Below are 21,668 nucleotides of genomic sequence, written 5' to 3' on the forward strand. Positions count from 1 at the left end.
CCGCGATTGGGTTCACCGCTTACTTGGCGACTTTGCCGAGTACACGCAGGCGGCTCACACCCCCATCCGGGAACACGTTCAGGCGGATGTGGGTGATGGGGCCCAGCGCCTTGATCTGCTCGGCGAAGGTGTGTTCAGCGTGCATTTCCAGTTTCTGCGCCGGCAGCAGTTCGCGCCAGAACAGCGATTGGGTTTCGATCTGGCTGTCGGTGCCGCCCTTCACGAACGCGCCCTGGATCGAGCAAGTGTCCGGGTAGTTGCCCTTGAAGTGCAGGGTGTCGACGATGATCTTCTCGATCTCGCCCGGGTGGCCCAGGGCGACGATCACCCAGTCATTGCCAGGCGTGCGACGACGTGCGGTTTCCCAGCCGTCGCCCATGTTGATGCCACGGCCCGGGTTGAGGATGTTGCTCATGCGGCCGAAGTGTTCGTCGGAGCACGCCAGGGCACGGCCGCCGTTCAATGCAGCCGCCAGGTCGACCTGTTCGTTGTCACCCACCGAGGACCAGTCGCGGAACGGCACACCGTACACACGCAGACGGGCCACGCCGCCATCCGGGTAGATGTTGAAACGCAGGTGGCTGAACGCCTGGTCGTTATTGATCTCGTGGTAGTGGTGGCTGTTGCCTTGCAGCTCGACGGCCGACAGCACTTCCACCCACTGGGTGTTGGCGTCTGGCTCGCCCGAGGCCAGGAAGCAGGCTTCCAGGGAGGCCGACGGCGGGAAGTTGCCGGTGAAGAATGAAGTGTCGATGTCTACGCCTTTGATCGAGCCCGGTACGCCCAGGCGGATCACGGCGCTGTCGTAGCCTTCGAAGCGCTTGCGGCGCGATTCCCAGCCGTCCATCCACTTGCCGTTGTCATCGAAAACGCCCTCCTTCCACACGGCCGGGGTCGGCTGGAACAGGCGGTTGGCGTCGGCAAACCAGTCATCGGTCACGGAGATAATCTTGGTGCCCAGGCGGGCGTCGGCGAGGTTGACGAATTTCTCGAAAGGTACGGCGTAAGCTTTCATTCTTCTTGTCTGCCTTAAATAGAGTGGCTTGGGATGCTCACCAGGCCCTGGGTGCTCATGAACACTCGGGCGAGGGTTGCTTAAAGAGTCAGTAAACGGAACAACGCGATCTTGTTGATCTCGGCCAGTGCGCATTTGAACTCGGTGTCGACCGAGTTGTGAATGCGCGTTTCGAACGCGGCAAGGATCTGATGCCGGTTGCTGCCTTTTACCGCCATGATGAAGGGAAACTTGAACTTGGCCTTGTAGGCATCGTTCAGCTCGGTGAAGCGAGAAAACTCTTCGGCCGTGCATTGGTGAATCCCCGCGCCAGCCTGTTCATCGGTGCTGGCTTGGGTCAGTTGGCCCTGGACGGCCGCTTTGCCCGCCAGGTCCGGGTGAGCGTTGATCAGAGCCAGCTGACTGGTGTGATCGGCGCTCAACAGGATGTCGCTCATGCGTTGGTGCAGGGTTTCGATCTCGTCGATCGAAGGGTCCTGGCCCAGGTCGAAGGCCTTTTCGGCCACCCATGGCGAGTGTTCGTAGATGTCGGCGAAGGCCTGGACGAATGCGTCGCGGCTCAAGGTCGAGGGTTTAAGCGTGTGGAACGCAGTCATTTCGCCGCTCCCGTGTACGGGTGGGTTTCGTGCCAGTGACGGGCAATGTCCACTCGGCGAGTGAACCAGACGTGCTCGTGACCTTTGACGTATTCAATAAAACGCTTCAACGATGCCAGGCGCGCCGGGCGGCCGATCAGGCGGCAGTGCAGGCCGATGGAGAGCATCTTCGGTGCCTCGGCGCCTTCAGCGTAGAGCACGTCGAACGCGTCCTTGAGGTACTCGAAGAAGTCGTCGCCCTTGTTGAAGCCCTGCACCTGGGTGAAGCGCATGTCGTTGGTGTCCAGGGTGTAAGGGATCACCAGGTGCGGCTTGCCGGTGGGGGTGTTGGGCTCCCAGTAGGGCAGGTCGTCGTCGTAGGTGTCGCAATCGTAAAGGAAGCCGCCTTCCTCCATCACCAGCCGGCGCGTGTTGGGGCCGGTGCGGCCGGTGTACCAGCCCAGTGGGCGTTCGCCGGTCAGTTCGGTGAGGATGCGGATGGCTTCGAGCATGTGCTCGCGCTCCTGGGCCTCGTCCATGTACTGGTAGTCGATCCAGCGGTAGCCGTGGCTGCAAATCTCGTGGCCGGCTTCGACCATCGCGCGGATCACGTCCGGGTGACGCTGGGCGGCCATGGCCACGGCGAAGATGGTCAGCGGGATATCGAATGCTTTGAACAGCTTGAGGATGCGCCACACGCCGGCACGGCTGCCGTATTCGTACAGCGATTCCATGCTCATGTTGCGCGCGCCTTGCAGCGGCTGGGCCGAGACCATTTCCGAAAGGAAGGCTTCGGACTCTTTGTCACCGTGCAAAATATTGCGTTCGCCGCCTTCTTCGTAATTGAGTACGAAAGACAGCGCAACGCGTGCCTTGCCCGGCCAGTGGGGGTGAGGAGGGTTACTGCCGTAACCGATCAGGTCGCGTGGGTAGTCAGCGCTCACTGCAGTCTTCCTTCTTGTTCGTGATCATTCATGTGGCGGCCGGGCAGTGAAATGACTGGGTGGCGTCACAGCGATGAGTGATTGTATACAACTTATTGCCAACTTTGTAAGCCTGCATTTCCGCATTTTTTCTGTCACACCCCACTCAAAGGCACTGCAAGAAACTTGCCTGCTTGGTCAGCTAAACCACAAAATCTTTCTACACAACACTGATTTGTAGGAGCCGGCTTGCCGGCGATTGCCTCCCCAGGGTCTATCAGGTACACCACCCGCGTCGGCAACCCGGTTTGAATGGCGTTCCGGTAATTTGTTGAATTTATTGTGTACAATTTTTTTAAAAAGTGTCTTAATCAGTCATCGCCGGCTTTTTCAATGCCCTGAAAAAGTGCGAATCTTTCTTCTACTGGCTTAAGGAGGCGCGTAGACGCCATGGGACGTTTGACCACACACGTTTTGGACGCTGCACACGGCTGCCCCGGCAGCGCCATCAAGGTTGAGCTGTACCGCGTCGAAGGCGCGCAACTGGAACTGGTTGCCACCGCCCTGACCAACAACGACGGTCGCTGCGACGCGCCCCTGCTGCAAGGTGATGACTACCGCAGCGGCGTCTACCAGCTGCAGTTCAGCGCCGGCGACTACTACCGCGCCCGTGGCGTGCAATTGCCTGAACCGGCTTTCCTGGATGTGGTGGTGCTGCGCTTCGGCATCAGCGCCGAACAGGATCACTACCATGTCCCGTTACTGATTTCGCCCTACAGCTACTCCACCTATCGCGGTAGCTAGCGTCACCTCGCTTCACACCCCCAAAGCTCTTCGTTGGATTTTTGCCCGCCCACACTGCGGGCTTTTTTTCGTCTGCCAACTATGTAGCGCACCGGCAAAGGGGGGAGTGCCTAGGCTCGGGTGTTTCAGCCTTGAAGATGCCGTCATGAGCCCAGACACACCTGATCCTATCTCTTCAGCCCTCGACTTTGATGACCCCGCCGTGACCCGGGAACAGCACCTGACGGCGATTCGCGCGCTGCTGACACGGCGGATCAATAGTGCGCGCGAGCCCAGCCGTACGATCAACCAGATTCATGCCGCCCATGAGCGGAGTGTACGCAACGCGAAACAGCTGGCGAACCTGGCGGGACGCGCACCGCGCATTCTGTCCTTCATCCGGCACGCCTTGCACCAAGCATTTGGCCTGGACCCGGACACCCTGCTATTCAGCGAACCGCCACCGCCCCGGCCGGCCCTTCACGTCAACAGCTTGACCGATCGGGCGCTGGCTTTGTTCAGTAACCCCGGCGTGCCGATCAACCTGCACCATTTCACCGCCTTGAGCGTGCAAGGCCCGTCGGCGCACGTGCCGGCATTCAATGCCTGGCAGGCATTGGAGCGTGTTCGCCAGTTGCAGCTGTTGGTGCGTGTCAATAGCGCCGCGGCGGACTACTGGCAGCAACTGGCCCCTGGCGCTTGGCTTTCGCGCCGGGAGCGCTGGGTCGAATTGCGCAAGGCGTTGTTTGCCGACCAGGCCTTCCTGGCGCATCAGTTGTTCCAGGTGTCGGATGCCGGTTTCGCGATGCTTGAGCAACTGATCGACGCCCCCGACGCAGAAACCCGCCAGCGCGCGGGCGGGGCCTGGGCGACAGTTCGTGTGGCGACAGTCCCGTGGCCCCATGCCGAACACGGGGTTCTGGTGATTCCAGGTGCCTTGCACATTGGTCGGGAAGGGGCTTTCGACGGGCCACAGGTCATTTACCTGCCGGGGTTGTCGCAGGGTTTTCATGAGTTCAGTTCCGGGTACCGGATGCAGGAGCAATTACCTGAGCTCGTACACCGGTCGTTATTGGGGCAATGGTGGCAGTACCTGCCACTGCGACGTCAGGCGCCTGCGCAGATGCCTGTGGGGAAGGTACTCACAAGAGACGCATTGGCCCACAGTGCGCAGGTCTTGCTGGAGGAACAATGGAATAATGAATGGGGCTGCGTGCTGTCCCTTCATTACGCCGCGCCGACTGCGCCTGAGGCTCCGTTACCAAGCCGACGGCACGCGCACCTGCTGCGGGTCATCGAAAAGGGTCGCAAGCGCCTGAGTAATGGCCTGCCATTCGAGACGGTTCTGGACGCTTTGCTGGAATGGGACCGCCAGCGTCGCGAGGCAGAAATCGTGTTCTCTCGGCTGTCGGCCGACCTGCCGCGCAGCGCCTGCGAGCGTCAGGTGCAACGTCACGAAAGTGGCATGGGGGCGTTGCTCCAGATGCCCGGTGGCGATACGGACTATCGAACGTTTGCAGACCGTGAAGAACAGCGCAAGGCCCAGGCGCAGATCATCGGGCAGTTGACCCAGGCCGAGGATGGGCGTCTGTTCGAGGTGGCGTTCTGGCTTGAACGGCTCGACGGCAACCACAAACGCGCCACGCGGGTACTGAATGCCCAGCGCCTGGCGTTGCGCCTGGATGCGCAGCTTGACCACAGCCTTGGAATAATCCAGCAGACCCACCTGGACCGGTTGCTGGAGGTGCTCAACAAGCCACTGGCCAGCCAGCGACTGGGCAGTGACACCCGTGTGTTACGTATCGCAATGGGCAGCCAGGGCGGCTCGCTCTACCGGTTGCTGGGGGCATTCGTGGTCACCACCGCCAGGGCCGTGATCGAGCCGAAACAGGTACAGCCTGTGATCCTGGTGGTGATGGGGGGCTTTGGTGGAATGGCGGTATTTGATCACCTGGAGGGCTTGTCCCAAGGGCTTCGGGCCAGCTTTGCCAGCCATGACGGCTCGGTGTTGTGGCGCTGCATCCTGCGGGGTGAGCGCGCCGCTGCACGCTTGGCGTTCACCCGACCGACCGTGGTGGACTACAGCGTCGCCGACAATAATGAGCTCCAGGAAGATTTCAGGGTATCGGTTGAACACTATGCGCGGTTGCGCAAACAACTGGTGGCTGGCAAGCGGGTGTTCAGTGAGGTCAGTGACACGGCCCTGGGCCAGCAATGGCTGGCTGCCGAACTGCGCGAGTACCTGCAGGTGCCGTCCAACGATGCACGAACCCTGGCGCTGGCCAACATCGATTTTGTCCGGTTTGCCGCCGAACAGGCGAAAAACCAGCCGGCCTGGCTGGCCACGGCCACCGCCGCCCAGCGCCAGGGCTACCGACGTTTGCAGCGGCGCTTTGTGTCCAGTGCCCTGGCCTTCGAGGATCGGCTGTGGCAGGTCTTGCCGCCGTTGTACACCTTTGCACGCGAGCGACTGGTGGTCCAACTGAAGCAGGATGGCTTTTACCCGGAGCTGGACGTGGACCAGCCTCTGTTGGATATGCCGGACGATGTCAGTGCCCAGCTCTGCGGTTGGTCGAGCCAGTGCATGGTCGGCGACCGTCATGTCAAAATGATCGCGAGTGCGCAGCGCACCCCGTTCAGTCTTCTGGACCTGGCGTTGCACAATCTTGATGCCGAGGCACCATGGACCGAATGGCGACTGAATCGCGCGCGATATTTGCAGCCTGCCTGGAAAGAACGTCTGAATCCGCGCTACCTGATCAAGACCCTGTCGGCACTGGACCTCGGTGGTCAGTACCATCGTTTGATCCAGCGTACGTTTGCGCCGGGCTCCAGCGCGCTCCCACGCAGGCTGATCGACCGTGCGACCTTGCAACTGGCACAGATGCAGGCGTATTCGGCGTTGCGCCAGGGGCTGTCGGTACCGGGCAAAAACCTGTTCGATCTGGCGATGACCGCCAGCGCAGCGGATCACATCAGCCTCGGTTTCCTGCGCTTGTGTGGCCACACGCTGGAGCATGACCGACACATTGCCGGCGTGCTGGTCATCACCGATACCCTGTCCCAGCGTTGCCTGGTGTATTGGCCGGGTGCCACAGAGTACCCGGTACTCGCCGAATACAGCAGCCAGGCCGAGGCCCAGGCACATTTGAATCGGGCAGGTGCCACCGCGGACAGTATCAAGGCGTTGGCGCAGCGGGTCGCACCTGGCTGGGAAGAGGAGGCCCTGGCCAGCTATCCCGGGCAACCGGTACAGAGGCAAAAGCCCCCGGTACTGTTGACCGCCATCGGTTCCGGGGCCATTTGCGGCTATGGGGTCCTCGTGGTCTATGAGGCGATCAAACGGCTGGTGCGCACCTTCAAAATCAAGCACAAACTGCCTGGCGCAGAGCTGTCTGTCATTGAGGCGCAAATCAGGGAACAGATCGAGGCCGATCCGAGCGCCTGGCTGGTGATCGTGCCTACCTCCCACCGTAATGCCCTGGCGCTGTTCGCCCATGCGCGCATGCTGGAGATTCAGCAACGAGCTCACGCCAGTGCCAACACCCGTGCGACGCTGGCGCGCTACCGCGAGCTGCGCCTTGGCGAGCAGGCGGATGCCACGGTGCGTGGTCTTTTGTCTTTCATTCCGGTGATTGGCACGGCAGTCAGCGTGTATGAAATGTTGCTGGCTGCCGGGCGCTACCACCTCGGTGGCAAGCCCGAGGACCTTGTGAATGTGGTGTTTCTCACGCTGATGGCGTTTATCGATGTCGTGACGTCATTTCTCCCGCTTCCCCGACCCGGTGCAAGTGGGGGGCTGCGCAGGGGGCTTGGCCAGCTCCATCGTCAGGGGTTCGGGTTGAGCCGGTTGTCGTCAGCCCCGCGTCCAGTCAGGTTGCTGGAGCGCTTCAAGAAACCTTTTTCCAGCGACGCCGCCGTGCCCCTGAGCGGTCCGGGCAACAAGGGCGTGTACGTTAAAAACGGTGAGCTGCATCTGGTTGATGGCGAACACTACTACCCGGTATACCGGCGCGGGGATGAGCAGGTGTGGCGGGTGAAAAGCCCTGGCGGCGAAGCTGAGGGAGAGCTGGTGCTGCATATCCGCGAGGGCCGCGAGTGGGCGCTGGGCGCGGATGCGCCGTTGCCACCCCCACAACCCGGCCCGAGTGCGGCGGTATGGCGGCCGTTTGCCGCGTCGCACACCAGCGAGTGGGTGCCGCCGTCAGTGGGGAGGCTTGAGCAGAGCCTGTCTCAGACGATCACGGCGCCCAAGACCTTCGATGCCTGGGCGATCAACACGCCCATGACCTTGACCGAGGCTATCCCTGAACTCGGCATCTTCGAGGCGTCCGTACCACCCTCGGCGCAGGGCTACAGGGTGCTTCAGCATAACGCTCGCCACTACCGGCTGTTGCCAGATGGTTCGCAGGTGTCGCCACGTGATGTGGTGTTTATCACCCGTGACCGCCCGCTGGAACACGCGGCGTCACTGGACATTGCCTATTGGCTGGAAGCCGGGACATTCGATCAACCGATACCGGCTTCGTGGGGGGCGGAGGGACGCTGGACGTTTCATCGCCCGGTGTTCAGCGAGTCGTTGCGGGTGTCCCTGGCGCGAGCCTTTCCCGGCATGACGGCCAACAGTCGCACGTTTTTGATTGAGCGTCTGCTGGAATTATCCGACCCCAGTCGTCGTCTGACCGCTACCCATCTGCTGCGTCTGAAGGCGACCCTGGAACGGTGGCGGATGCCAAACGCAGACGGGCAAACCGACGATCTGCTCAGATTGTTGCGGCCCCTGCACAGTACAAGCAGTGCCAGCATCTACATTGGCCGTGAGTTGACCACGCCGGGGTTTGATCGGGTGGACTTCATCCTGCGCCAATCGCCGCCTCTTGATCTGCGAGCGCCCACCCAGCACAACCTGATTCAACGGTCCCATCTGATGCAGGGCGCCGTCCGGGATATTCTCGAACAACAGGGGTTCAGCGTACAGCGTGTGGAAAAGAAACCAGGCTCAGGCGCGACCGTGGATTTCAGCTGTGCCCATCCTCAGTCCAACAACCTGTATTTCGTGCTCACGCGCTGGGCCAATACCGCCAGCTTCAAATTCTATGGTGCCCATGCCATGCAACTGAGTGACGAATGGTTCAATCACCGGGCCGCCACATCGAATTTTGCCGCGTCGTTTGCGCCCATCAAGCAAGCCATGGACGAAGGGAGGTTGGTCAAGATCATCGCGGGCATCCAATGGACACCCACGACGGCCCCTACAGTGTTCTTTGTGCGGTTTGGCAGCCTCAAGCCCTCAGCAAAGCCGCACCGCCGGCGCCTGCAAACAAGGCCGCGCTCACGCGATTGAACCAGCCCTGGCCGTTGCCGCTGCGCAGATAACGTGCAGCGCCGTGGGCGCTGAGGCCGTAGAACACTTTGCACAACAGGTCGAGTACGGTCCAGGTGGCGATCATGATCAGCAGTTGCGGCAGAAAGGCCTGCTCACTGTGGAGAAACTGTGGCAGGAATGCCGCAAAGAACAGGATGTCCTTGGGGTTGCTGGCACCCAGAACGAAGGCCCGCCCAAACAGTGCACGAAAGCGTGGAACCGGCGCGCTATAGGGGACTTCTGCGGCTTTGGCCGGTTGTCGCGATTGCTGCCAGCTCTGCCAGGCGAGGTAGAACAGGTACACCGCGCCGACGATCTTCAAGGCGCTGAACAGTTGTTCGGACGCCAACAGCAAGGCACCCAGGCCCAGGGCCGAGGCGCTCAGCAGAAGAATAGAGGCAGACACCCCACCGAGAAACGCTGGATACGAACGGCGCAGGCCGTAGTTGAGACTGTTGCTGATCATCAGCAGTGACAGTGGCCCCGGGATCAGGATCACCACCAATGCTGCGCCGCTGAACAGTAGCCAGGTTTCAAGGTTCATTCGTTGCTCCTTTATAGAAAGATGAATTTGGCGATGAAGATCGCGCACAGCACCCACAGGCTCACGGAAATTTCGCGGTACTTGCCGGTGCCGGTCTTGAGCGCCACGTACGTGATGAAGCCCAAGGCGATACCGTCAGCCACCGAGAAGGTCAGCGGCATCATGATCGCGGTGACAATCGCCGGGATGCTGTCGGTGGCTTCATCCCAATTGATGTGCGCCATGCTCGCCATCATCAGCATTGCCACGTAGATCAGTGCACCTGCGGTGGCGTAGGCCGGGATCATGCCGGCCAGCGGGGCGAAAAACATCGCCGCCACAAACAGCACACCCACGGTCACCGCGGTGAGCCCGGTACGACCACCGGCCGCGACACCCGCAGCACTTTCCACGTAGCTGGTCACCGGCGGCACGCCGACCATGGCACCAAACACGCTGGAGGCACTGTCGGCTTTCAAGGCGCGGGACAGGTTGTCGATGCGCCCATCGGCGTTCACCAGGCCTGCCCGCTGCGCGACGCCCATCAGTGTACCTGCAGTGTCAAACATGTGTACAAAAAGAAAGGCAAATACCACGCTGATCATGCTGACATTGAATACACCTTTTACATCCATGGCCATCCAGGTCGGTGCCAGGCTCGGTGGGGTAGAGACCATGCCGTTGTAGTGCACCAGGCCCAGCCCCCAGCCTGCGAGGGTGACGGCGATGATGCTGATGAGGATCGCGCCGAACACGCGGTGGTAGCTGAGGATGGCGATCAGCAGGAAGCACACGGCCGCCAGCAGTGGTGCAGGTTCGTGCAGCGAGCCAAGCTTGATCAACGTCGCCGGGCTGTCGACGATGATGCCGGCGGTTTTCAGGCCGATCACACCGAGGAACAAGCCGACACCGGCGCCCATCGCATGGCGCAGGCTGACCGGGATGCTGTTGAGCAGCCATTCACGCACCCGCGACAGCGTCAGGCCCATGAACAGCACGCCGGAAATAAACACCGCACCCAGCGCGGTTTCCCAGTGGTAGCCCATGGTGCCGACCACGGTGTAGGTGAAAAACGCGTTCAGGCCCATGCCGGGCGCCAGGCCCACGGGCCAGTTGGCGTACAGGCCCATCAGCAGGCAGCCCAGTGCGGCGGCGATGCAGGTGGCGACGAACGCCGCGCCGTGGTCAATGCCGGCGTCGGCCATGATGTTGGGGTTGACGAAGATGATGTAGGCCATGGTGATGAAGGTGGTGAGGCCGGCGATCAGCTCGGTCTTCACTGTGGTGCCATGCAGGCTGAGTTTGAACAGGCGTTCTAACCAGCTGTTGTTGGGCGGGGCGATGTCCAGCGTCGGGGCTTCGGATTTGCGGCTTTCCACAGCGAGTACTCCTCAAGAGTTTTATTGTTATTTCCAGCGCCGGTCACAGATGTGGGCAACAGCGCTTTGAGGTGTTGGCAAGTTTTGTTGACCAATAGGTCAAGAACTCGCTCGATGTGGATTATGCTTTTGTATACAAATAAAGCAAATAATGTTTTCAGGGCGACAGATGAATGGCCTCCGACTGTTACAAATTACGGGTGGCACACAGCGCCTGATTGACCGCCAACCAGCCACTGACGGCCTCTTCGCCAGCATCGCTGAAGGCCCGCTGCAACAGCTTCACCTGCTCACGCCGCAGCGACTGCTCCAGGCGCACGCCTTCTTCGCTCAATTGCAGCAGGCGTTTGCGCTTGTCAGTCTCGGACGCGACGCTGTCGACCAAGTGCATTTCCTGCAATTGGCGTAGCGGAATGTTCAGCGCCTGCTTGCTCACGCCAAGCAATTCCAGCAACTCCTTGACGCTCAAGGCCGGGTAACGCGCGATAAAAAACACGATGCGCTGGTGTACTCGGCTCAGGCCGCGGCGCTCGAGCATTTCATCGGCCTTGGCGGTAAAGGCCTGGTAGCCGAAGAAGAACGCTTCCATGGCTTCTTGCTGGCTGGCGGGATTTTTAAGGTCAAGCATATTGACGTATCCGTTGAAGTCGTCGTAATTTCGGTCAACCAGTTTGACGTATTTCCCTCAGGCTTCGCTAGCGGTGACCTTATGGCCTTCTCTGAACGTGTTACGCGCCTCAAAAGCTCCTTGATCCGTGAAATCCTCGCGGCTGCCCAGCGCCCGGAAGTGATGTCGTTTGCCGGCGGCCTGCCGGCCGAGGCCATGTTGCCCGCGCTGAACTGGGACGATATGCCGTTGAACATCGGCCAATACGGCATGAGCGAAGGCGAACCGCAACTGCGCGAATTGCTCGCCGCCGAGGCGCGCGCCCTGGGCGTGCCGTGCCAGGCCAGCCAGGTGCTGGTGGTCAGCGGCTCCCAGCAAACCCTCGACCTGGCGGCCAAGCTGTACATCGACAAGGGCACGCCGATCCTGCTGGAAGGCCCGACCTACCTGGCCGCGCTGCAAATCTTCCAGCTATTCGGCGCCGACTGCCTCACGGTGCCGTTGGAAGCCGATGGTCCCGACTTGGCGGCCTTGCGTGCCAGCCTCGAACGCCATCGCCCGGCGTTCATCTACCTGATCCCGACCTTCCAGAACCCTTCGGCCGTGCGTTACAGCGAGGCCAAGCGCGCGGCGGTCGCAGCGCTGCTCGATGAATTTGGCGTGACGCTGATCGAAGACGAGCCTTACCGCGAGCTGACCTTCGACGGAGGCAGTGCCAAACCCATCGCCGGGCGCCTGAAAAAAGCCAGTTGGATCTACACCGGCACCGTGTCCAAGACCCTGTTGCCGGGCCTGCGCGTCGGCTACCTGATCGCCAGCCCGGACCTGTTCCCGCACCTGCTCAAGCTCAAGCAGTCGGCAGACCTGCACACCAATCGTGTTGGCCAATGGCAGGCGATGCAGTGGATCGGCAGCGAAAAATACCAGCAGCATCGGGTGCAACTGCGCAGCTTTTACCGTGAACGCCGCGATGCATTCCAGGCCGCGCTGGAGCGTCACTTTGCGGACCTGGCCGACTGGCAAGTGCCCCAGGGCGGATTATTCTTCTGGCTGACCTTGAAACAGCCGCTGGATACCCGCACTTTGTTGGCTCCATCGCTCGATCAGGACGTCGCGTTCATGCCCGGTGAACCGTTCTTTTCCGAGCCGGATCAGCACCATGGTTCGCTGCGACTCAATTTCAGTCATATCGACCCGGCCCGTTTGGACGAAGGTCTCAAGCGTTTGGCCGCGGTGATCCGTCAAGCACAGCACGCGCAAGCGGCATAAGGGGAGCCTCATGTACAAGGTTTATGGCGATTACAAGTCGGGCAACTGCTACAAGATCAAATTGATGCTCAACCTGCTGGGCATCCCGTTTCAATGGATCGATGTCGACATCCTCAGGGGCGACACCCAGACCCCCGAGTTCCTGGCCAAGAACCCCAATGGCAAGATCCCGGTGCTGGAGCTGGAAGACGGCACGTGCTTGTGGGAGTCCAACGCGATCCTCAACTTCCTGGCCGATGGCAGCGAATTCCTGCCCAGCGAGCCGCGCCTGCGCACCCAGGTTTTGCAATGGCAGTTCTTCGAGCAGTACAGCCATGAGCCGTACATCGCGGTGGCGCGCTTCATTCAGTTTTACCTGGGGCTGCCGGAAGACCGCCTCGAGGAATACAAGAAGCTGCACAAAGGCGGCTACAAGGCGCTGAAAGTCATGGAGCGCCAGCTGCAACTGACGCCGTACCTGGTGGGCGAGCAGTTCTCCATTGCGGACGTGGCGTTGTATGCCTACACCCATGTGGCCCATGAAGGTGGTTTTGATCTGGACGCTTACCCGGGTGTGCAGGCGTGGCTGGCCCGCGTTGCCAACCACCCCAAGTATGTCCCGATGCTCGACTGAGGCTGGCTAGGGCGCGGGTGGTATTTGCCACTCGGGCCCTAACGCTGTTAACGGCAAGTTGTACGAAGCAATCCTGTACAACAGCCGCAGGCCACGGTCCGAGCGTTGTGACAGCTGCGTCAATCGCATGACCCACCTAAGCTGTGCGTGAGACACCTTGAGGGTTGTTCCGGATTTCCCCCGGGCCTGGCGCAGTGTCAACAATGCCAGGCCAGTCGCCCACAACAAGAATCGACGAATACCGGCATGTTTGGCTGGTATGAGCAGGGCGTATTGCAGCGCTCGCTGTAGATGGGAATGGGCAGTGCCAATCAGTTCCTCGATGGTCGGCGACGAGGTGCCGTGTTCGGCGAACGGGTCTTGGGGTAACCAGCAGACGCCGCGAATGTGGTCCACCTCCTGATCTTTGAGAATATTCGTCAGCTGCAGCCCTGTGCCGAACGAAACCGCCAGACTGCGCAACGTTTCGCGTTGGGCCGCCAGTTCGGGCTCATAGTCGATGAATAGCTCGGTCAGCATTTCTCCCACTACGCCTGCCACGCAATAACAGTAGCGGTCCAGTTCCTGACGGCTGGCCAAACCCCGCGCGCTGACCTTGCCCTGGAACTCGGCCATACCGCACGTCATGACGGCCAGGCAGTCGATGATGACACTGCGCTGCGCCGGTTTGAGTGTGCGGTTGACCGTCAATACCCGGGGCATGTGCCTGATCAGTTCGCGTTCGGCCGCAAGCGTCTGCGCTGTCAGGTGCTTGCTCAGTTCATCGCTAAGGTGTTCGGCGTTCGCCGTGCCGGTGACTGCCTCCAGATAGACTCGTTGGTAATGCTGTTTCTGGGCGAGGGTCAGGCCGGGCTCATCTTCGATAGTGTCGGCTATCCGGCAGAGCAGATAGGCATTGGCTACCGCCGAATGCAGTTCGGTGGGCAATTGCGGGATGGTCAACGCGAATGTTCGCGACACCAGGCGCAGGCTTTCATTCTGAAAGCGCAGAGCATCCTGAAGCCTCCACGCCTGCGCGGACCATTGGTCCAGGCGACTGGCAGGGTCGGCGAGGATAATCTTGAACCAGGCGGTAAACCCCTGGGGCTCAGCCATGAGCCATTGTTCCAGCACGGGTAGCTCGATCCAGCACCATTGTGCGGCTTCGTTGGGGTTGACCAGGGGGGCGTCGTCGAATCCGCCGATGTAGACATGGTTGAACTCATGTTCGATCAATCCATCTGGTACCTCTGTGCGGTAAGTCAGCGTGGTGATTTGCTGCAGCGGGCAGGTGAAGCCCATCTCTTCGTCAAGCCTACGGATGGCCGCATCGCCAGTAGCCTCGCCGGGGCGTGGGTGGCCGCAACAGGTATTGGTCCACAAACCGGCGGAATGGTATTTGCCTTGCGCGCGTCGTTGCAGCATCAGCCGCCCGAGCCGGTCGAAGATGAATATGGAAAATGCTCGATGCAGAAGCCCTTGGCGGTGCACGGACAACTTGTCGTCGGTGCCCGTGGCTTGATCGTTCTGATCAACCAGTATCAGTGACTCTCCCATGGCTCAGTCCTCCTCAATGGTGAGGTTGCGATAGCGTGCCAAGGCCCATAACGGGAAATACACCGCGTAACCATGGTAATGAAGGTACATCGCGCGAGGGATGCCGGTTCCTGTGGCATGGCCGTCAGTCCAAGTGCCGTCGTGGTGTTGTGATTGCTGCAGATAGGCAATGCCTCGCCGGGTTGCCGGATGGTTTACGGCACCGGCGACCATCAGCCCCAGCAATGCCCACGCCGTTTGCGAGGGGGTACTTTCAGACGGTTGATGCCCCTGGCGTTTCAACGCGTAGCCGCTGGCGTTTTCGCCCCAGCCGCCGTCGCTGTTCTGGTGCTTTATCAACCACTCGCGTGCCCGCCGGACTGCAGGAAACTGAGGGTCATGACCATTGGTTGCCAGCCCCTCGAGGGCGGACCAGGTGCCGTAGATAAAATTGATGCCCCATCGACCGTACCAACTGCCGTCGGCCTCTTGTTGCGCCAGCAGGTAATGCAACGCTTTGTCAGTGACATGGCGGGTTGCCGGCGTGGCCTCCAGTAGCCCAAGCATGCACAGGCAGCGGGCACTGACGTCGGCGCTGGGGAAATCAATCATCAAGCCATGTTCGGCGATGGGAAAACTGTTGAGGTAATTTTGCGTGTTTTCAGCCTCGTAGGCGCCCCAGCCACCTTGGCGGTTTTGCATGCCCTCTACCCATTCACGGGCCCTGCTGATCGCTTCACCGTAGTCTGCGGTGGGATTGGTGCACAGGGCCCGTTGCATGACGGTCGCGACCACGGCGGTGTCGTCGACATCCGGGTGCCTTGGCAGGTTGTATTGAAAAGCCCAGCCGCCTGGGCGCAGGTCTGGTCGGGTCATGACCCAGTCGCCATAGGTGTCGAGGATTTGTTTGTATCGCAGCCATTTCAGGCCGTGCGAGGCCGATTCGATTCCGCGTTTTTCACCGGTTTCCAACAAGGCCTGGCACACCCAGGCGGTGTCCCAGATGGGCGATACACACGGTTGGCAGTAAGCGGCTTGCGGGTGGATGACCAACAGCTTGTCGCGGGCCTTGCGTGCCGTCAGTACCGCCGGATGATCGTCCGGATAGTTCAGCGCCCTGAGCAGGATCACGCTGGCGCCAATGGTCGGCAGTGTCGCACCATAGCCATCTTCGCCGTTGAGCTGTGCGATGACGCTACTCACCGCACGATCAATCGCTTTTTGTCGCAGACCTTTCGGGAACCAGGGGGTGCAGCGGTGTAACAGGCGATCAATCCCGCCGAACAGGGCAAACCAGGCCTTATTCTGGTGAGGAGCGCAGCGCAGCGGCCTGGTTTGCTCGGGCGGCTCCAGGAACAGTTCGGCGATGGAGGTACGTTGAGGGTTGCGCGCGATGGGACGCGACACGTGCAGTACAGAAAATGCCACTGTGTACTTGCGGGGGAGACAAGCAATCTTCGACAAGTGAAAGGGGAACCAGCGGGGCAGCAGGATCACTTCCACTGGAACCGACGGTAATGCGTGCCAAGGGATAAAGCCGAACAAGGCCATCCAGATGCGGGTCATCACGTTGCTACCGGCCGCGCCGCCGTGTTGTCGAATCAGTGCACAGGCCCGCTGCAGGGGCTGCTCGTTCTCTGCACGCCCCAGCAGTTTGAGCGCGAAGTAGGTTTTGACACTGGTACTCAGGTCGAAATGGCCACCCTGAAGCACCGGCCAGCCACCTTCCGGCTGCTGCAGATCGCTCATGTAACGCGCGAGCTTGGCCCCGAGGATTGGGTCGATCGGTTCGCCGAGAAAGTGCATCTGTAACACATATTCGGCGGTCATTGCAGCGTCCGTCTCAAGTTCGAACACCCAATGCCCATCGGGCCGTTGCCGCAAGAGCAAAGCATTCAACGCGTCTTCTATCGCGCATTCCAGACGTGGATTCATGAGATCACTGCTCCCTGTCGGGGTAAAGCTCCGGTCTGTCAGGGATTAGAACCTCAACGACTCAGCAAGCGATACTGTCATAAATGACAGTGGTGACCGAAGGTCACCGGGGCAGTTGTTCCTTGAGCAATTCAAAACAGCGCTGTGCGGCCGGGCTCAATAGGTGCCCGGTACGGACGATCAGCCCTATCTCGCGATTGACCCGCGGGTGTTTGATCGCGATCCGTCGCAACCCTTCCAGGCTGTCCGCCGCCGACTCCGGCAGTACGCTGATCCCCAATCCCTGACGCACCAGGGCCAACACCGTCGACATGTAGTTGGCTTCCATGCCTGCATTCATCGTCAACCGCGTCTCATCGAACAACCCGTCCACCTGCTCACGCACGCTGCTGTCGCGCCCGGTCAGGATGATCGGCTGGTCCGCCAGTTGCTCAAGGGTCAGTTGGCGGTGGCGGGTGAGGGGGTGGTCCTCAGGCACAAATGCACACAGGCGATCATTGAGCACCGGCACGAACTCCAGGCCGTGGCTGAGCCGTGCGCGCACGCCAATGCCGAAATCCACTTCGCCGGACCGCACCTGGGCGTGAATGCGGTGTGCCACCAGGTCATGCAGGCGCACTTCGATCCCGGCAAAACGCTCGCGGAACAGGCGCAGCGCGGGTGGCAAGGTGCCGGCGCACACCGAGGGCAGGGCGGCAATGGTGACCACGCCTCGGCGCAAGGCGGCGAGGTCGCGGGAGCCGGTAACGATGTTGTCCAGGTCCAGCAGCAGTTTTTCCATGGGCCCACGGGCGTCCAGGCCAGCGGCGGTGATGCTGACATGGCGCGGGCTGCGGTCGAGCAGGGCAACGCCGAGCCAGTCTTCCAGCTGTTGCACCTGCACGGTCAGCGCCGAAGGTGACAGGTGCAGTTCGTTGGCGGCCTTGGTGAAACTGCCCGTACGGGCTACGGCTAGGAACGCTTGAATGTGTTGGATGCTGTTCTTCATTTTGTTTTTCCGAACACTAGGCTGTGAATATTCCAATTTACAAAGACTAACCCGCTTCCAATACTCCAGGGAAAACAATAACCGGCCACCAAGGCCGCTCTGGAGTACCCCATGCTCGCAACCCTGGGTGTCATCACCATCCTGTGCCTGCTCGCTGCCGTCATGAGCAAACGCCTCTCGCCCCTGGTGGCCCTGATCGCCTTGCCGATCATTGCCGCGCTGCTCGGCGGTTTTGGCCTGCAAACCAGCGCCTTCATCATTACCGGTATCAAGAACGTCGCCCCCGTGGTGGGCATGTTCGTGTTTGCCATCCTGTTTTTCGGGATCATGACCGATGCCGGCATGCTTGACCCCATCATTGATCGCATCCTGCGCACGGTAGGGACGCGTCCTACACGAATTGTCGTAGGCACCGCGACCCTGGCGTTGCTGGTGCACCTGGACGGTTCCGGCGCAGTGACCTTCCTGGTCACGGTGCCGGCAATGTTGCCGCTGTATACGCGGCTGGGCATCGACAAACGTATCCTCGCCTGTGTGTGTGCGATGGCGGCCGGGGTCAACTTCCTGCCGTGGACCGGCCCGGTGCTGCGCTCTTCGGCGGCCCTGCATGTGCCGGTGGCTGACTTGTTCCAGCCGTTGATTCCGGTGCAGATCGTCGGGCTGATCTTCGTTTTTGCCTGCGCCTGGTGGCTGGGGCGTCGTGAGGAAAAACGCCTGGGTCTGGGGGCCGGATCCTCGGTGGACGCGGTGCCACAACGGGTGCTCAGCGACGATGAAATCAAGCTGCGCCGCCCGCGCCTGTTCTGGGTCAACCTGGTGCTGACCGTGCTGGTGATGGTGGTGATGATCGCTGGCTGGGTCGATCCGGTGGTGATGTTCATGCTCGGCACCGTGGTGGCGCTGTGCATCAACTACCCGAACGTGGACGCCCAGCGTGCACGTATCGACGCCCATGCGAAAACCGCCCTGACCATGGCCAGTATCCTGCTCGCTGCCGGCGTGTTCACCGGCATCATGCAGGGCACCGGCATGCTCAAGGCGATTGCCGAAGTGGCGGTGGCGCAGATCCCGGCCGGCCATGGCAAGTTGATCCCGGCGGTGGTGGGTTTTATTTCCATGCCGCTGAGCATGCTGTTCGATCCCGATTCCTACTATTTCGGCGTGATGCCGGTGATTGCCGAAGTGGGCAAGGCCCTTGGCGTCGACCCGTTGCAAGTGGCCCAGGCCTCTTTGCTGGGCGTGCACACCACCGGTTTCCCGGTCAGCCCGCTGACCCCCGCGACCTTCCTGTTGGTGGGCCTGTGCAAGATCGAATTGGCCGATCACCAGCGCTTCACCATTCCGTTTCTGTTTGCCGCGTCGGTGTTGATGACCCTGACCGCGTTGCTCCTGGGAGTGATTTGACATGAAAACCTTGCGCATCGGTTCCGGCGCCGGCTATTCCGGCGACCGTATCGAGCCCGCCGTGGAACTGGCCGAGCAGGGCGACCTGGATTACCTGGTGTTCGAATGCCTGGCCGAACGCACCATTGCGTTGGCGCAACAGGCGCGGATCAACGACCCAGCGGGCGGTTACGACCCGCTGCTGAGTGAACGCATGCGCCGCGTACTGCCCTTTGTCGGCATGAAGGCAGGGCGCCGACGCTTGCGGGTGATCACCAATATGGGCGCGGCCAACCCGGTGGCGGCAGCCGATGAAGTGCGGCGGATTGCGGCTGCGCTAGGCCTGGTTCTCAAAGTAGTTGCCGTGGTCGGCGATGACGTATTGCAGGTCTTGCAACCCGAGTTTTTGCTGGATAACGGCCAGACCGTCGGCTCCTTGGGTGAGCGGCTACTTTCGGCGAACGCCTACCTGGGCGTCGACGGCATTCTGCAGGCGTTGCACGCTGACGCAGACGTGGTGATCACCGGTCGCGTGGCTGACCCTTCGCTGTTCCTGGCGCCGCAGATGTTTGAATTCGGCTGGGCGCAGGACAATTGGCAGCGCCTGGGGGGCGGTACGCTGGTGGGGCATTTGCTTGAGTGTGCCGGGCAGGTGAGTGGTGGCTACTTTGCTGACCCGGGTTTGAAGGATGTGGATGACCTGGCGCGCCTGGGTTTTCCGTTGGCCGAGATCACTGCAGACGGTGAAGCCTTGATCACCAAGGTCAGCGGTTCAGGTGGTCGCGTCAGCCGCGCTACGTGTACCGAGCAATTGATCTACGAGGTGCACGACCCGGCGGCCTACCTGACGCCGGATGTGACGGCCGATTTTTCCCAGGTCGGGTTTGTTGAAGAAAGCGTTGATCGGGTGCGTGCCCAGGGCGCGGGCGGCCGTGCGCGGCCCGAGCAGTTGAAGGTCAGTGTCGGTTATCTGGACGGTTGGATTGGCGAGGGGCAGATGTCGTACGGCGGGCCTGGCGCTGTGGCACGGGCCCAACTGGCGCGGGATGTGGTGCTCAAGCGCCTGGAATTGATGGGTGTGAAGATGCTGGACGTGCGCGCCGAACTGATTGGCATGGACTCGCTGCACGGCCCGCGCAGCAGCGTCGAGCCCTGGGAAGTGCGCTTGCGCGTGGCAGCCCGTTGCGAAGAACGCAGCGAGGCGGTGCGGGTCGGCAATGAGGTGGAAACCCTCTACACCAACGGCCCGTCGGGTGGCGGTGGGGCGAGTAAAAGCGTGCGGCAGGTGGTGGCGGTGGCGTCGTTGCTGCTGCCGCGCGATAAGGTCAACCCGAGGATTCAAGCATGAAACTGCACACGCTGGCCCATTCCCGCACCGGGGACAAGGGCGATACGTCGAACATCTCGATCATTGCGTACCGGGCCGAAGATTATCCATTGCTGTGTGAGCAGCTGACGGCCGAGCGCGTGGCCGAGTACTTCGCGGGCTTGCGGGAGCCAGGGGCGGCGCCGGTACGACGGTATGAATTGCCGAATGTGCAGGCGCTGAACTTCGTGCTGCCGGGGATTTTGCGGGGCGGGGTGACGCGTTCGCTGGCGCTGGATGCCCATGGCAAGTGCCTGGGTTCGGCACTCTTGGACCTGGAACTCAACGACCTGTAGGAGCCCGGCTTGCCGGCGATGGCGTCCTTGAGAACGCTATCGCCGGCAAGCCGGGCTCCTACAAGTGGGCGTTGTGTGTCAGATCGCGGCGAAGCGCTTGTCCAGGTAATCGATGATCACCTTGGAGTCGTACATCCAGGTGGTCTGGCCGTTCTCTTCGATGCGCAGGCACGGCACCTTGATCTTGCCGCCTTGCTCCAGCAGGGTCTGGCGGTCCTGCTCGTTGTTCTTCGCGTCCTTCAACGCCACCGGCACATTCAGGCGGTGCAAGGTGCGGCGGGTCTTCACGCAGAACGGGCAGGCGTGGAACTGGTACAGGGTCAGGTCCTTGGCGGCCTCGTTCACCTGTGCCTGCTGTTCGGCAGGGCGCTGCTTTTTACGTGGGCGGGTCAGGAAATCGCCCGCGATGATGACGTGGCCGAGGCCCACTCGAAGTGCTTTGACGAACATGGCTTGAACCTCTTGCCCAGAACAGAAGGGGTCGCAGCTTACAGCAATTCTGCGGGCGAAAAAAAACCGGCAATGAACGCCGGTCTTTTCCTGCCCCGCCGATTACTTGATCAGGCTGAGGAATTCGCTGCGGGTGGCCGCGTTTTCACGGAACTCACCGAGCATCACCGAGGTGATCATCGACGAATTCTGCTTCTCGACACCGCGCATCATCATGCACATGTGCTTGGCTTCGATCACCACGGCAACGCCCAGGGCACCGGTCACCTGCTGGACCGCATCGGCGATCTGGCGACTGAGGTTTTCCTGGATCTGCAGGCGGCGGGCGTACATGTCGACAATTCGCGCGACCTTCGACAGGCCCAGCACTTTGCCGCTCGGGATATACGCCACGTGGGCCTTGCCGATGAACGGCAGCAGGTGGTGTTCGCACAGCGAGTACAACTCGATGTCCTTGACCAGCACCATTTCGCTGTTGTCGGAGCTGAACAAGGCACCGTTGGTGACTTCTTCCAGCGTCTGTTCATAACCGCGGCAGAGGTACTGCATCGCCTTGGCGGCACGCTTTGGCGTGTCGAGCAGGCCCTCGCGGGAAACGTCCTCGCCGAGCTGGCCGAGGATCGCGGTGTAATTCTGTTCCAGGGACATGAAACTACCTGTGGGATTTTCGCAAAGCGCAAGGT

The 21,668-nt window shown here is 61.1% G+C and carries 18 protein-coding genes; 7 read left to right on the forward strand and 11 right to left on the reverse strand.

Features of this window, described 5'->3' with window-relative positions; all coding sequences use genetic code 11:
• Positions 1–19 precede the first annotated feature (19 nt).
• The 3 genes from alc to puuE form a co-directional block, all read right to left on the reverse strand.
• Positions 20–1,015 (reverse strand): allantoicase, encoded by a 996-nt coding sequence (gene alc / locus HX792_RS21960; RefSeq protein ID WP_056786303.1) that lies wholly within the window; start codon positions 1,013–1,015, stop codon positions 20–22.
• Positions 1,016–1,095: 80 nt separating this feature from the next.
• Positions 1,096–1,611, reverse strand: coding sequence for a 2-oxo-4-hydroxy-4-carboxy-5-ureidoimidazoline decarboxylase (gene uraD, locus HX792_RS21965; protein WP_176998060.1), 516 nt, complete (start codon positions 1,609–1,611; stop codon positions 1,096–1,098).
• Complete coding sequence (puuE, locus tag HX792_RS21970; protein WP_176998061.1) at positions 1,608–2,534, reverse strand: allantoinase PuuE; 927 nt, start codon at positions 2,532–2,534, stop codon at positions 1,608–1,610. The genes uraD and puuE overlap by 4 nt, the downstream gene beginning before the upstream one ends.
• A 429-nt stretch (positions 2,535–2,963) precedes the next feature.
• Between puuE and uraH the strand changes: the two genes are divergently transcribed.
• Positions 2,964–3,317: a hydroxyisourate hydrolase gene (gene uraH / locus HX792_RS21975; protein ID WP_176998062.1), complete on the forward strand. Its 354-nt coding sequence runs from the start codon at positions 2,964–2,966 to the stop codon at positions 3,315–3,317.
• A gap of 145 nt (positions 3,318–3,462) precedes the next feature.
• Entirely contained in the window at positions 3,463–8,640 is a 5,178-nt protein-coding gene (locus HX792_RS21980) for a dermonecrotic toxin domain-containing protein (RefSeq protein ID WP_176998063.1), read from the forward strand.
• Here the strand turns inward: HX792_RS21980 and HX792_RS21985 are convergent.
• From HX792_RS21985 to HX792_RS21995, 3 genes are all read right to left on the reverse strand, one after another.
• The gene (locus HX792_RS21985; protein ID WP_176998064.1) at positions 8,579–9,205 is read right to left on the reverse strand and encodes a LysE family translocator; all 627 of its coding nucleotides are present in this window, start codon (positions 9,203–9,205) and stop codon (positions 8,579–8,581) included. The genes HX792_RS21980 and HX792_RS21985 overlap by 62 nt on opposite strands.
• Before the next feature lie 11 nt (positions 9,206–9,216).
• On the reverse strand, positions 9,217–10,563 hold the full coding sequence (locus tag HX792_RS21990) for an NCS2 family permease (protein WP_176998065.1): 1,347 nt from the start codon (positions 10,561–10,563) through the stop codon (positions 9,217–9,219).
• Positions 10,564–10,750: 187 nt separating this feature from the next.
• Positions 10,751–11,191: a MarR family winged helix-turn-helix transcriptional regulator gene (locus HX792_RS21995; protein ID WP_176998066.1), complete on the reverse strand. Its 441-nt coding sequence runs from the start codon at positions 11,189–11,191 to the stop codon at positions 10,751–10,753.
• An 81-nt stretch (positions 11,192–11,272) separates the two neighbouring features.
• Between HX792_RS21995 and HX792_RS22000 the strand changes: the two genes are divergently transcribed.
• Both HX792_RS22000 and HX792_RS22005 read left to right on the forward strand, forming a co-directional pair.
• Positions 11,273–12,439 carry a PLP-dependent aminotransferase family protein gene (locus tag HX792_RS22000; RefSeq protein ID WP_176998067.1) on the forward strand — a complete coding sequence of 389 codons (1,167 nt, stop codon included), beginning with the start codon at positions 11,273–11,275 and terminating at the stop codon, positions 12,437–12,439.
• A gap of 10 nt (positions 12,440–12,449) precedes the next feature.
• Positions 12,450–13,052: a glutathione S-transferase family protein gene (locus HX792_RS22005; RefSeq protein ID WP_176998068.1), complete on the forward strand. Its 603-nt coding sequence runs from the start codon at positions 12,450–12,452 to the stop codon at positions 13,050–13,052.
• A 6-nt stretch (positions 13,053–13,058) separates the two neighbouring features.
• Here the strand turns inward: HX792_RS22005 and idi are convergent, their stop codons facing one another.
• The 3 genes from idi to HX792_RS22020 form a co-directional block, all read right to left on the reverse strand.
• The gene (gene idi / locus HX792_RS22010; RefSeq protein ID WP_176998069.1) at positions 13,059–14,588 is read right to left on the reverse strand and encodes an isopentenyl-diphosphate Delta-isomerase; all 1,530 of its coding nucleotides are present in this window, start codon (positions 14,586–14,588) and stop codon (positions 13,059–13,061) included.
• Positions 14,589–14,591: 3 nt separating this feature from the next.
• Positions 14,592–16,502 carry a squalene--hopene cyclase gene (gene shc / locus HX792_RS22015; RefSeq protein ID WP_176998070.1) on the reverse strand — a complete coding sequence of 637 codons (1,911 nt, stop codon included), beginning with the start codon at positions 16,500–16,502 and terminating at the stop codon, positions 14,592–14,594.
• Positions 16,503–16,605: 103 nt separating this feature from the next.
• Complete coding sequence (locus tag HX792_RS22020) at positions 16,606–17,490, reverse strand: LysR family transcriptional regulator (protein ID WP_176998071.1); 885 nt, start codon at positions 17,488–17,490, stop codon at positions 16,606–16,608.
• A gap of 111 nt (positions 17,491–17,601) precedes the next feature.
• Between HX792_RS22020 and HX792_RS22025 the strand changes: the two genes are divergently transcribed.
• From HX792_RS22025 to HX792_RS22035, 3 genes are read left to right on the forward strand one after another with little or no spacing between them, the layout of a single operon-like run.
• The gene (locus tag HX792_RS22025) at positions 17,602–18,894 is read left to right on the forward strand and encodes a CitMHS family transporter (protein WP_176998072.1); all 1,293 of its coding nucleotides are present in this window, start codon (positions 17,602–17,604) and stop codon (positions 18,892–18,894) included.
• A gap of 1 nt (position 18,895) precedes the next feature.
• Complete coding sequence (locus HX792_RS22030) at positions 18,896–20,221, forward strand: acyclic terpene utilization AtuA family protein (protein ID WP_176998073.1); 1,326 nt, start codon at positions 18,896–18,898, stop codon at positions 20,219–20,221.
• Positions 20,218–20,535, forward strand: a complete 318-nt coding sequence (locus HX792_RS22035; RefSeq protein ID WP_176998074.1) for a hypothetical protein — start codon at positions 20,218–20,220, stop codon at positions 20,533–20,535. Before HX792_RS22030 ends, HX792_RS22035 begins: the two co-directional genes overlap by 4 nt.
• A 78-nt stretch (positions 20,536–20,613) precedes the next feature.
• Here HX792_RS22035 and HX792_RS22040 read toward each other — a convergent pair whose 3' ends face one another.
• Together HX792_RS22040 and folE are read right to left on the reverse strand one after the other, a co-directional pair.
• On the reverse strand, positions 20,614–20,985 hold the full coding sequence (locus HX792_RS22040; protein WP_176998075.1) for a glutathione S-transferase N-terminal domain-containing protein: 372 nt from the start codon (positions 20,983–20,985) through the stop codon (positions 20,614–20,616).
• Between the two features lie 102 nt (positions 20,986–21,087).
• The gene (gene folE / locus HX792_RS22045; protein WP_003204506.1) at positions 21,088–21,633 is read right to left on the reverse strand and encodes a GTP cyclohydrolase I FolE; all 546 of its coding nucleotides are present in this window, start codon (positions 21,631–21,633) and stop codon (positions 21,088–21,090) included.
• Positions 21,634–21,668 lie beyond the last annotated feature (35 nt).

The organism is Pseudomonas sp. B6002 (assembly GCF_013385985.1).
Classification (GTDB): domain Bacteria; phylum Pseudomonadota; class Gammaproteobacteria; order Pseudomonadales; family Pseudomonadaceae; genus Aquipseudomonas.